The organism is Geomonas oryzae, assembly GCF_004117875.1.
Classification (GTDB): Bacteria; Desulfobacterota; Desulfuromonadia; order Geobacterales; family Geobacteraceae; genus Geomonas; species Geomonas oryzae.
This window is the reverse complement of sequence record NZ_RAHW01000003.1, coordinates 208973-219945: the sequence shown is the minus strand read 5'-3', so window position 1 is coordinate 219945 and position 10973 is coordinate 208973. Positions and strand designations below refer to the sequence as shown.

The following is a 10973-nucleotide window of genomic DNA, read 5'->3' as shown; positions in this document are numbered from 1 at the left end:
ACCCTCTCCCGGGGGGAGAGGGAATGGGGAGGAGGGCTTATATCGCGAATCTTTTATATGCAGAAAAAAAGCGGGTTATGCCATAATGGCTGGCGTTGTGCCCGCTACCAACTTCGATAGAGGACTTAATAGATGACCAAGGCTAAAGCGCTTGTCATAACAGGCAACGGCACCAACTGCGAGATGGAGGCGGCCCACGCCTGCAGGCTGGGCGGATTCGACGAGGCGCGCATCGCCCACATCGCCGAACTCCTCACCGGCGAGGTGAGCCTGGACGATTACCACTTCCTGAACCTGACCGGCGGCTTCCTGGACGGCGACGACCTCGGCAGCGCGAAGGCCCAGGCGAACCGCCTGCGCTACGCGGCCGTCGAAGGGAAAGAGGAGCGCCTGGTGGACCAGATCACCCGCTTCATCGCCGACGGCAAGCTCATCCTCGGCGTATGCAACGGCTTCCAGCTCCTGGTGAAGATGGGGATGCTCCCGGCGCTTTCCGGGAACTACCTGAACCAGACCGCGACCCTTACCTACAACGAATGCGGCCGCTTCCAGGACCGCTGGTGCTACCTCAAGGTGGACGCCGATTCCCCTTCGCTCTACACCAAGGGGATCGAAGGCGGGGTTTATCTCCCGGTGCGCCACGGCGAAGGGAAGTTCCTCGTGGACGACGCGAAGACGCTCGAGGCGATCGAGGCGAAGCACCTCGCCTGCCTCAAGTACTCCGACAGGAACTACAAGGCGGCCACCATGGAGTTCCCCGAGAACCCCAACGGCTCGGTGAACGCCATCGCGGGCATCTGCGACGAGACCGGAAGGATCATGGGGCTCATGCCGCACCCCGAGGCCTTCGTGCACCGCACCCAGCACCCGCGCTGGACCCGCGAGGAGTTGCCGGAAGAGGGCGAAGGGCTCATCTTCTTCAAGAACGCGGCGAAGTACGTGAAAGAGAACTTCTAGCAATATTTCCGGTGAGGCATCTCCCTCACCCGGCCTTCGGCCACCCTCTCCCGGAGGGCGAGGGAGCCGGATCCCTTCTCCCTCCGGGAGAAGGTGCCCCGTAAGGGGCGGATGAGGGCGTTGGCGACCCCTCGATGATCAGTCAGCAACGACATAAGACAGCAGTTCTTTTTTATAAGGAGCAGTCGTGGAAGAAATGATGATGCGCAGGCCCGAAGAAGAGTGCGGCATTTTCGGTGTATTCAACCACCCGGAGGCGTCCAACCTCACCTACCTCGGGCTCTACGCCTTGCAGCACAGGGGACAGGAAAGCTGCGGTATCGTCTCCTCGGACGGTGCCACCCTGCACGCACATAAAAGCATGGGTCTCGTCGCCGACGTCTTCGGCAACCAGGAGATCTTCAAGACCCTTCCGGGGCGGTCGGCCATCGGCCACGTCCGTTACTCGACCACCGGGTCGTCGGTCATCAAGAACGTACAGCCCATCAACGTGGATTACTCCCGCGGCTCCATCGCGGTGGCCCACAACGGCAACATAGTCAACGCCCAGATCATCAAGGACGAGCTCGAGGCCTACGGTTCCATCTTCCAGACCACGATGGACACCGAGATCATCGTGCACCTGCTCGCCACCTCCAAGGCCAACTCGCTTCTGGACCGCCTGACCGATGCACTGAACCGGATCCAGGGGGCCTACTGCCTGCTCTTTTTGACCGAGAGCCGCATGGTGGCGGCGCGCGACCCGAACGGCTTCCGGCCGCTCTGCCTTGGTCGCCTGGGGAGCGCCTACGTGGTCGCCTCCGAGAGCTGCGCCCTCGACCTGATCGACGCCGAGTTCATCCGCGAGATCGAACCTGGCGAGGTGATCGTCATCGACAAGAACGGCATGACCTCTTTCTTCCCGCTGAAGAAGGCGGAGCCGACCCCGTGCATCTTCGAGTTCGTCTACTTCGCCCGTCCGGACTCCCACATCTTCGGCAAGAACGTCTACCAGGTGCGCAAGGAGCAGGGACGGCAGTTGGCCCGCGAGCACAAGGTCGACGCCGACATCGTCATCCCGATCCCGGACTCAGGCGTTCCGGCCGCCCTCGGCTACGCCGAGGAATCCGGCATCCCGTTCGAACTGGGTCTCATACGCAACCACTACGTCGGGCGCACCTTCATCGAACCGCAGCAGGCGATCCGCCACTTCGGCGTGAAGATCAAGCTGAACCCGGTGCGCGAGGTGCTCAAAGGCAAGCGCGTCGTCGTCATCGACGACTCCATCGTGCGCGGCACCACCTCCAGGAAGATCGTCAAGATGATCAGGAACGCCGGCGCCTCCGAGGTGCACGTGCGCATCTCCTCGCCGCCGACCAGCTACCCCTGCTACTACGGCATCGACACCCCGAACCGCAAGGAGCTGATCTCCTCGTCCCATTCCATCGACGAGATCCGCCGCTACATAACAGCCGACTCGCTCGGCTATCTTTCCGAAGAAGGTCTCATGTCTACCGTCGGCGCGGAAAACGCCGGCTTCTGCACCGCCTGCTTCACCGGTGGCTATCCGGTTAAATTCCCGCGTCTGCTCGAAGAGCCGCAGATGGGACTATTCGAAAAGGAGATCGAGAAGAAATGAGCGAGAAGGCAAGGCTGAAAAAGATCATCATTGAGCTGTCCTACGAGAAGAGGAACGTGACCCTGGCTTCCGGCCGTCAGAGCGATTTTTACTTTGACGGGAAGCAGACCACGCTGCACCCCGAGGGCGGCTACCTGACCGGCAAGCTCTTCTTCGATGCGATCAAGGACGTGGAAGGGGTTGAAGGGGTAGGGGGGCTCACCCTGGGCGCCGACCCGATCGCCACCTCGACCTCCGTGGTGAGCTTCCTGGAAGGGAAGCCGGTTCCGGCTTTCATTATCCGCAAGGAGCCCAAAGGCCACGGCACCGGCGCCTGGCTGGAAGGGCGCAAGAACCTGAAGCCCGGTTCCAAGGTGGTCATCGTCGAGGACGTGGTGACGAGCGGCGGTTCCTCCCTGAAGGCGATCAAGCGCGCCGAAGAGGAAGGGCTGAAGGTGCTCGGCGTCGTCACCCTGGTGGACCGCGAGGAAGGCGGCCGCGAGAACATCGAGGCGGAAGGGTATTGGCTGAAGTCCATCTTCACCAAGGCCGAGATCCTCGCCTAGTTCACCCGGCATCACCTGTTTCATCGAAGGCGGCAATTACTCCATTGCCGCCTTTGTTTTTTAAACCTTCACCCCGGAACACAGAGGACCCGGAGGTGCACAGAGGTCACAGAGGAAAAGCTTTTAGAGGTTTCAGTCTTTCCCCTGCCTCTTGTTTTCTCCGTGTCCTCTGTGGACCTCTGTGACCTCTGTGGTCGAGCTTTGTTTAAGATTTTTATGGACGAGATACTGAAAAGAAATAAAGAGTTGCTCTCCCAGGTCGATGCCTGGTTTTCCCGCTGCATGGAGACTTTCCCGGAGCACATCGCCTGCCAAAGCGGCTGCTCGGCCTGCTGCCGGGGCACCTTCGACATCACGCTCCTGGACGCCTACTACCTGAAGCGCGGCTTCGATGCCCTGCCTGTCCCGGTCAAGGACGAGGTGCTGGCCAAGTGCCGTGAACGGCTCACCTCGATGCGGGAGCATTGGCCGGAGCTCGACCATCCCTTCGTGCTGAACTACCGCCCGGAGGAGGACTGGGAACTCTTGATGCCTGACGAGGACGAGACCCCTTGCGTGCTTTTAGGTGACGACGGGCGCTGCCTGGTCTACGAAAACCGCCCCATGACCTGCCGGCTCCACGGCATTCCGCTCATCGACACGGAGGGGGAGGTGATGCACGACGAGTGGTGCACCATGAATTTCACCGACGTCGATCCGCTTGCACTGGCCGGGCTCACCACACCGTTTGATGCCATCTTCCGCGAGGAGGTGGCGCTGTTCCGGGATTTTACCGGGCAGTTGCTGGGGCGTAGGGTGAGCGAGCTGGACACCTTCATTCCGCTCGCGCTGCTCATCGACTTCGCCGGGTTCGACTGGAAACGCTGGGCGGAGGAGGGGGGCGAATAATCATTCGCCCCGGCGCGCGCCGCCTTTCCTTGAACGCTGAGGGGGACAGGCACCTGCGGAGCCTGTCCCCTGTAATCAATAGGAGTTTTTCAAGTGGCACTACCCTCGACTATTTACCGTGCTTCCGTGCAGCTCTCGGATCTCGACCGCCAGGTCTACGCTGACCTGCAAACCACCATCGCCCAGCATCCCTCCGAAACCTCCGAGCGGCTGCTCGCGAGGCTTTTGGCCTATGCTCTCTGCTACGAGGAGGATCTCTCTTTCACGAAGGGGGTGGGTTCCGGCGACGAGCCGGATATCTGGAGCAAGGGACCGGACGGGCGGGTGCGGCTCTGGGTCGAGGTTGGGCAGCCGGACCCGGACCGGCTCGCCAAGTCATGCCGGCACGTGGAGCACGCGGTCCTGCTTGCTTTCGGAGCCAACGTGGGGCGCTGGCTTGCTCAGCACCGGCAGAAGCTGGAGCAGGTGAAGAACCTGACCGTCTGCATGGTGGATTTCAAATTCCTGAGGGAGCTTTGCGACGGGCTGGAGCGGGTCATCAACTGGTCGGTCACCATCACCGAGGGAAACATCTATCTGACGGTCGGCGGCGGGAGTGTTGAAACTTCGGTTGAGCACGTTTGCGGGCCGCAGCGGGCTGGCTTGGTTTCAGGTGCATGACTGTGCGTCCACATCCCCTCTCCCTCCGGGAGAGGGCCAGGGTGAGGGCGTCGGCAGCTGGCAACTCATCACTTTGGGGCAACGCCCTCACCCGGCCTCCGGCCACCCTCTCCCGGAGGGAGAGGGGTTTGGAAGGTTCTGCGGAATGCCGGGAGAATTAAGTTGTCAGTGCCGCCGGCTGCAGCTCGGGCTACGCTTTTAGCATAGCGGCGAGATTGCGTGCGTTTTGCGGCGCTGCGCCGCCGGCGTCATTGTTGAAATATATATACACATCCAAGCCGCGCCCCAGGTACTTCCTGATGCGGGCCGCGTCCTTTTGCAACTCCTCTTCCGTATAAAACCCGTTGTAACTCCCCTGCAAGCCGTGCCGCCTTATGTAGACGAAGTCCGCCGTGATGGGAGGTTCATCCAGAAAAGTCGGATGGTCCGCCATGCAGAGGGAAACGTTTCTGTTGCGACATAGCTTCACGACGTCGTCGTTAAGCCAGCTCTCGTTCCTGAACTCAAGCGTGTGCCTGCCGTGGTAGGGTGCCACCTGGTCAAGAAAGCTCTCCAGTCGTGTCACGTCCGCCCTGAACTGCGGCGGGAACTGCCAGAGCACCACCTGCAGCTTCTCGCGCAGTTCTTCCGCCGGGGTGAAGAACCTCGCGACGGCCTCCTCTATGTCAACGAGCCTCTTGATGTGCGTGATGTAGCGGCTTCCCTTGATGGCGAAGGAAAAGGACCCCTCGCTTTCCTCATACCAGTGCCTGAAGGTCTCGGCCTTGGGCGTTCTGTAGAACGTGACGTTCAGCTCAACCGTGTCGAACACGGAGCGGTAATGCTCGAACCAGTGCTTGGCGGGAAGACCGTCTGGATAGAAATTGCCGCGCCAGTGGTCGTAGCTGAAACCGCTGCATCCGAGAAAGAGCTTTGCCATGGCGGTTGCCTCCCCTTACCACGAGCGCTGCCAGCGCATCCCTATCCAGTCCGGCCCTATGGTCGGTGCTATGTGGGTGGCGTTTTCCGGGTTGACGAAGAGCTTTCCGACGCCGAAAGCGATTGCGCCTGAGGCGATGGCGTCGCGCCAGCGGTGGCTGTGGTTGTCGACGCGGTTGTACGCGACGTAGGCGGTGCCTATCCAGGCGGGGAGCCCGTAGTGCCACCCGTAGCGCTCGCTCAAAAAGGCGGCGCCCGAGCCGGCGAAGGCTACGTGTCCGGACGGGAAACCGTAGGGATGACCGTTGGGACGTTTTCCCCAACTGGTCTGGTTGAAACCGAGCCTTGCCGCCGAGGTGATGAGCTGGTTGGCGGCCAGGTTGCGCAGCCACTGCTTTTCGCCTTCCGCGTCGTCCTTGAAAAATGCGACCGCGAAAGCCGTAACGGGAATGGCGGTCATCACCACGTCGCCGATGATGGCGTCGTCGGCACGGGCGGGTTGCGAGGGGAGCATGGTTGAAAGCAGAAGCAGAGCGGCGAGGCAGTATCGGCGTCTCGACATGGGCAGCCCTCCGGTTAGAAGACATTCAAACTCGGCAAGTATACCCGATGCGGCCGAGCGGGCCACAGGTTTTCTCAGGTGGGGGAAGGGCGTAAAAAAAGGCGGGACCTGTTTAGGTCCCGCCTTTTGATGTTTCTGATTACCGCTTGAGAGTTACATCTTGTGGCACTTGTCGCACTCGCCGGAGGAGGTGAATGCGTCCTTGCCGTTGTGGCATGCGCCGCAGGACATCCCTTTCTCCATGTCGCCCATGGTGTGATGCTTGGCACCGGCCTGCATCGGGAAGATCTTGTTGTGGCAGTCAGCGCACTTGTAGGCTTCAAGGTGGAACTCGTGGCTGAAGGTTACTTCGCCGCCGTCGTTCTTGAAGAGAACCTTGCCGGGCTTGTAGCCCGCATGGCACTTGTTGCAGTCGCCTGCCACGGAGAAGGCTTCTTTGCCGTTGTGGCAGCCGCCGCAGGACTTGCCTTTGCCCATCTCAGCCATGGTGAAGTGCTTGGCGCCTGCCTTGAAGGCGAAGAGCTTGGTGTGGCAGTCCTTGCAGCTGAACGCCTCGAGGTGGAAGTCGTGGCTGAACTTCGCGTCGGTGACCCCTTTGGCCTTCCAGGTGATCTCGCGCGGCTTCATCCCGGCGTGGCACTTGCCGCAGTTGCCGGCGACGGTGAAGGCTTTCTTGCCGTTGTGGCATGCGCCGCAGGTCTTGCCTTTCTCCATCTGGGCCATGGTCACGCGGGTTTCCTTGCCGGTGATGACGGTGCCGTTGTGGCACGCCCTGCAGGAACCGACCTTGGCGATGTGAACGGAGTGGCTGAACACAGTCTGGCCCGCGCTTTTCACTTTGAAGTCTACGTTGCGCGGCTTGCCCTTGTGACATTTGACGCAGCTCTTTTCATCGGCTACGCTGAAGGCCTTGATGCCGGTGTGGCAGGCACCGCAGGACTTGGTCTTCTCCATCTCTGCCATGGTGAAGTGGTGCTTCGCCTTAAGATCGAAGATAGCGTTGTGACAGATCCTGCAATTGTTGTTATATTTCTTCAGGTGTACATCGTGACTGAAGACAACTGCATCCGCGTTCTTAAGAGGGAACTTGACGTCTTTAGTCTCCTTTGCGAAAAGCGCAACAGGCGACGCGCAGACGATAAGAACCATAAGTAAGGCGAGGCGAAACTGCATGGTACACTCCTTCTGGCAATTTATTTGCTCTGCCTAGGCACAGCCGGGATAATATACACATCGCAACAGCCATCGTCAATTCAAAACTATTGATTGTTTTTTATCTTCGGCCATTTAAGGCACCAAAAGGGGGGAAGGATGAGGCACCTGTTGCTCTCTCTTCTGATACTGGCTCTCCTGTCGCCGTCACCTGCACGAGCGGCGTTCTATCAATGGACCGATGCGGAAGGCGTCGTTCACTTCACCGATAACCGCAGCAACATCCCGAAACAGTACCTGGACCGGGCGCGCCGGGTCGAGGTTTCCGACAAGGCCACCACGGTCGCTCCTCCAGCCGGTGGGACGGTGCGACAGGAGCCGCAGCAAAAGCCGGCCGAGCCGGGCGGCCACGGCGAGCGCTGGTGGCGCGACCGCTACAAGGCGCTCAGAAGCGAACTGAAGAGCCTGCAGGACGGCCGCGCCGGCAAGGAGCAGGCGCTAGAGGAGCTGCGCCGCAAGCGGACCTTCTTCCACAAGGCGAGCGACCGCCAGGCGATAAACGTAATGGAAGCCGACATCGCCGGCGACGATGCGAAGATAAGCGAGATGCTCAACCGGATCCAGGCACTCGACCTTGCCGCGGCCCAGGCCGGAGTCCCGCTGGAGTGGCGTCAGTAGCATCTCGGCGGGATTTATTAGCGGTTGCGGGCCTAGTTAAGCTGTGCTATAAAAAAATGCCGCTTAACACAGGGAGATCCCGGATAATATGAACCAAATCGATAACATAATTGACAACGCCCTCGCCGAGGACATCCACACCGGAGACATCACCACCCTTTCCGTGCTCGCAAGACCGCGCAGGATGCGCGCACGTCTTGTCGCCAAGGAGGCCATGGTCCTCTCCGGCATCGATGTCGCGAGCCGCGTCTTCGCCAGGCTCGATGCCGACATCACCTTCACCGCGCAATATAAGGACGGTGCGCGCCTTGAGAAGGGCGACATCATCGCCATGATGGAAGGGGATGCCGCCTCGCTTTTGCAGGGGGAGCGCGTCTCCCTGAACCTTTTGCAGCGCATGTCCGGCATCGCCACCCAGACCGCGGCCTTCGTCAAGGAACTCGAGGGAACCGGCGCGCGCGTGGTCGACACCCGCAAGACGACCCCGGGGCTGCGCGTCCTCGAGAAATACTCGGTGCGCGTGGGGGGAGGGACGAACCATCGCACCGGTCTCTACGACGGCGTTCTCATCAAGGAGAACCACATCGCCGCCGCAGGGGGGATCGCCGAGGCGGTGCGCGCCGCCCGCGCCTACATCCCGCACACCCTGAAGATCGAGGTGGAGACCGAGACGCTGGACGAGGTGCAGCAGGCGCTCGACGCCGGTGCGGATATCATCATGCTCGACAACATGGGCCTTGATCAGATGACCGAGGCCGTGCAACTTATCGATAAGAGGGCGCTGGTCGAGGCGTCCGGGGGGGTGAACCTGAAGACGATCAGGTCCATAGCCCTGACCGGTGTGGATATCATATCGGTCGGTGCGCTCACCCACTCGGTACGCGCGACCGACATCTCAATGCTCATGGAGGACGTTTGAAAGACTCCGGGGTCGACGGCAGGATCATAGAGCTGTTCCGCTCCGGCGACGGGGTCGTCTCCGGCGCTGCGCTCAGCCGGCTTCTCGGCGTCTCGCGCACCGCCGTCTGGAAGCACGTGAAGGGGCTGCGCGCCGCAGGCTATCTCATCGAAGCGGTCCCCTCGAAGGGTTATCGGTTGCTCTCCTCTCCCAAGCTCCTCACCCAGTTGGATCTCTCTTCCGGCCTCGCCACCAGGAGGGTCGGTTCCCGCATCGTCTGCCTCAAGGAAACTGAGTCCACGAACCAGGTCGCCTTCAAGATGGCCGAGGAAGGTGCCGTCGAGGGGACCGTGGTCATCGCCGACGCCCAGAGCGCCGGGAAGGGAAGGCTCGGGCGGGTATGGCTGTCGCCTGCCGGGGTGAACCTCTACTGCTCCGTGGTGCTGCGTCCGTCCATAGCACCCATGGCGGCTTGTCAGCTCACCTTTCTCTCCGTGGTCGCCGTGGCGCGTGCCATCGAGAGCTGCACGAGCCTGAAGCCCCAGATCAAGTGGCCCAACGACATCCTGATCAACGGCAGGAAGGTAGCCGGACTTTTGAACGAGATGAACGCCGAGACCGAGAAGGTGAACTTCGTGGTACTAGGGATCGGGGTGAACCTGAACCTCAGGATGTCGTCGATAGCGGAGTCGCTTCTGCGCCATCCGGCCACCTCGCTGATCGAGGAGGGTGGTGAGGAAGTGGATCGGGTCGCCTTCACCAGGAGGCTTCTGACCGAGCTCGACGAGCTCTACGACGTCTTCCTGCAGGAAGGGGAGGGGCCGGTCCGGGCCGAGTGGCTCGAGCGTTCCGCCATCCGCGGGCGCAGCGTGAAGGTGAGCCAGGGGGAGCGCGAGTTCACGGGAGAGGTGCAGGGGGTGGACTCATTCGGCGCGCTCCTCGTCAGGCTTTCCGACGGCAGCGTGGAGACCGTGCTCTCCGGCGATGTGGCGCTGGTCTGAAAAAAACCGATTCAAACAGGGATGAAGGGGATAAAGGGGATAAAGGCGTAAAAAACTTTCGTAACGCAAAGACGCAAAGACGCAAAGAAAAGGCTTACAGCAAAAGACTTTGGGGTTTAAACCCGAATCTTTCGTGTTTGCCGTTATCCCTTTCATCCCCTTCATCCCTGTTAAATGGTTGTCTTAGGTTTAGGTATTGCTTTGCGTCTTTGCGGCTTTGCGTGAGGCGCTTTTGGGAGGTTCGGTTTGCTTTTGGTGATTGACGTAGGGAACAGCAACATCGTACTCGGCATATACGACGAGGAGCGCCTCGTACAGGACTGGCGGGTTTCCACCGACAAGTCAAAGACCATCGACGAGTACGGCATCCTGTTCCACGACCTGTTCCGCCTGTCGGGAATCGTCTTCTCGGACGTGAAGGACATCATCGTCTCCTCGGTGGTCCCCACCCTGACCGGGGTGCTCGAAAAGCTCGCACGCCAGTACTTCAAGATCACCCCCTACATCGTGGGCCCGGGGATCAAGACCGGCATGCCGATCCACTACGACAACCCCAAGGAGGTCGGCGCGGACCGCATCGTCAACGCCATCGCCGGCTACGAGAAATACCGCTCGGCGCTCATCATCGTCGACTTCGGCACCGCGACCACCTTCGACTACGTGAACAAGAAGGGGGAGTACTGCGGCGGGGCCATCGCACCGGGACTTGCCATCTCCATGGAGGCGCTGTTCCAGAAGGCGAGCAAGCTGCCGCGCGTCGACATCGCCCGCCCGCCGAGCATCATCGCCAAGAACACGGTGAACTCGATGCAGGCCGGCATCTTCTTCGGCTACGTGGGGCTCGTCGACGGCATCGTGCAGCGCATGAAGTCGGAAGGGAAGGAGCCTCTGAAGGTCATCGCCACCGGCGGCCTCGCCTCGCTCATCGCACCGGAGTCGAGCACCATCGAGGCGGTGGACGAGTTCCTCACCCTGGAGGGGCTGCGCATCATCTACAAAAGGAACAAGCCTTAGGGCTTAAGCGTAACCGGCACGTTCAGATCCATCCGCAAGGCGGGTGAGGGAGGTACCCCGGAATCCACTGAAGAGTCTCAGC

At 60.9% G+C, this 10973-nt stretch carries 12 protein-coding genes; 9 read left to right on the top strand and 3 right to left on the bottom strand.

What is annotated here, in order from left to right; translation table 11 throughout:
* Positions 1 to 132 precede the first annotated feature (132 nt).
* The 5 genes from D6Z24_RS09160 (at position 133) to D6Z24_RS09140 (ending at position 4668) form a co-directional block, all read left to right on the top strand.
* Entirely contained in the window at positions 133 to 957 is an 825-nt protein-coding gene (locus D6Z24_RS09160; RefSeq protein WP_129126286.1) for a phosphoribosylformylglycinamidine synthase subunit PurQ, read from the top strand.
* Between the two features lie 196 nt (positions 958 to 1153).
* Positions 1154 to 2575, top strand: coding sequence for an amidophosphoribosyltransferase (purF, locus tag D6Z24_RS09155; protein WP_129126582.1), 1422 nt, complete (start codon positions 1154 to 1156; stop codon positions 2573 to 2575).
* Entirely contained in the window at positions 2572 to 3120 is a 549-nt protein-coding gene (gene pyrE / locus D6Z24_RS09150; RefSeq protein ID WP_129126285.1) for an orotate phosphoribosyltransferase, read from the top strand. Before purF ends, pyrE begins: the two co-directional genes overlap by 4 nt.
* A 216-nt stretch (positions 3121 to 3336) precedes the next feature.
* Positions 3337 to 4008: a YkgJ family cysteine cluster protein gene (locus D6Z24_RS09145; protein ID WP_129126284.1), complete on the top strand. Its 672-nt coding sequence runs from the start codon at positions 3337 to 3339 to the stop codon at positions 4006 to 4008.
* 93 nt (positions 4009 to 4101) lie between these two features.
* Entirely contained in the window at positions 4102 to 4668 is a 567-nt protein-coding gene (locus tag D6Z24_RS09140; protein WP_129126283.1) for a YaeQ family protein, read from the top strand.
* A 190-nt stretch (positions 4669 to 4858) separates the two neighbouring features.
* Here D6Z24_RS09140 and D6Z24_RS09135 read toward each other — a convergent pair whose 3' ends face one another.
* The 3 genes from D6Z24_RS09135 to D6Z24_RS09125 form a co-directional block, all read right to left on the bottom strand.
* The gene (locus D6Z24_RS09135) at positions 4859 to 5587 is read right to left on the bottom strand and encodes a DUF72 domain-containing protein (protein WP_129126282.1); all 729 of its coding nucleotides are present in this window, start codon (positions 5585 to 5587) and stop codon (positions 4859 to 4861) included.
* 15 nt (positions 5588 to 5602) lie between these two features.
* Positions 5603 to 6148, bottom strand: a complete 546-nt coding sequence (locus D6Z24_RS09130; protein WP_129126281.1) for a phosphatase PAP2 family protein — start codon at positions 6146 to 6148, stop codon at positions 5603 to 5605.
* Between the two features lie 153 nt (positions 6149 to 6301).
* Positions 6302 to 7321 (bottom strand): cytochrome c3 family protein, encoded by a 1020-nt coding sequence (locus tag D6Z24_RS09125; protein WP_129126280.1) that lies wholly within the window; start codon positions 7319 to 7321, stop codon positions 6302 to 6304.
* A gap of 138 nt (positions 7322 to 7459) precedes the next feature.
* Here D6Z24_RS09125 and D6Z24_RS09120 point away from each other — a divergent pair, with 138 nt between their 5' ends.
* The 4 genes from D6Z24_RS09120 (at position 7460) to D6Z24_RS09105 (ending at position 10891) form a co-directional block, all read left to right on the top strand.
* Entirely contained in the window at positions 7460 to 7978 is a 519-nt protein-coding gene (locus D6Z24_RS09120) for a DUF4124 domain-containing protein (RefSeq protein WP_129126279.1), read from the top strand.
* A gap of 88 nt (positions 7979 to 8066) precedes the next feature.
* The gene (nadC, locus tag D6Z24_RS09115) at positions 8067 to 8897 is read left to right on the top strand and encodes a carboxylating nicotinate-nucleotide diphosphorylase (protein ID WP_129126278.1); all 831 of its coding nucleotides are present in this window, start codon (positions 8067 to 8069) and stop codon (positions 8895 to 8897) included.
* Entirely contained in the window at positions 8894 to 9877 is a 984-nt protein-coding gene (locus D6Z24_RS09110) for a biotin--[acetyl-CoA-carboxylase] ligase (RefSeq protein ID WP_129126277.1), read from the top strand. The genes nadC and D6Z24_RS09110 overlap by 4 nt, the downstream gene beginning before the upstream one ends.
* 246 nt (positions 9878 to 10123) lie before the next feature.
* The gene (locus tag D6Z24_RS09105; RefSeq protein ID WP_129126276.1) at positions 10124 to 10891 is read left to right on the top strand and encodes a type III pantothenate kinase; all 768 of its coding nucleotides are present in this window, start codon (positions 10124 to 10126) and stop codon (positions 10889 to 10891) included.
* The last annotated feature ends 82 nt before the right edge of the window (positions 10892 to 10973 follow it).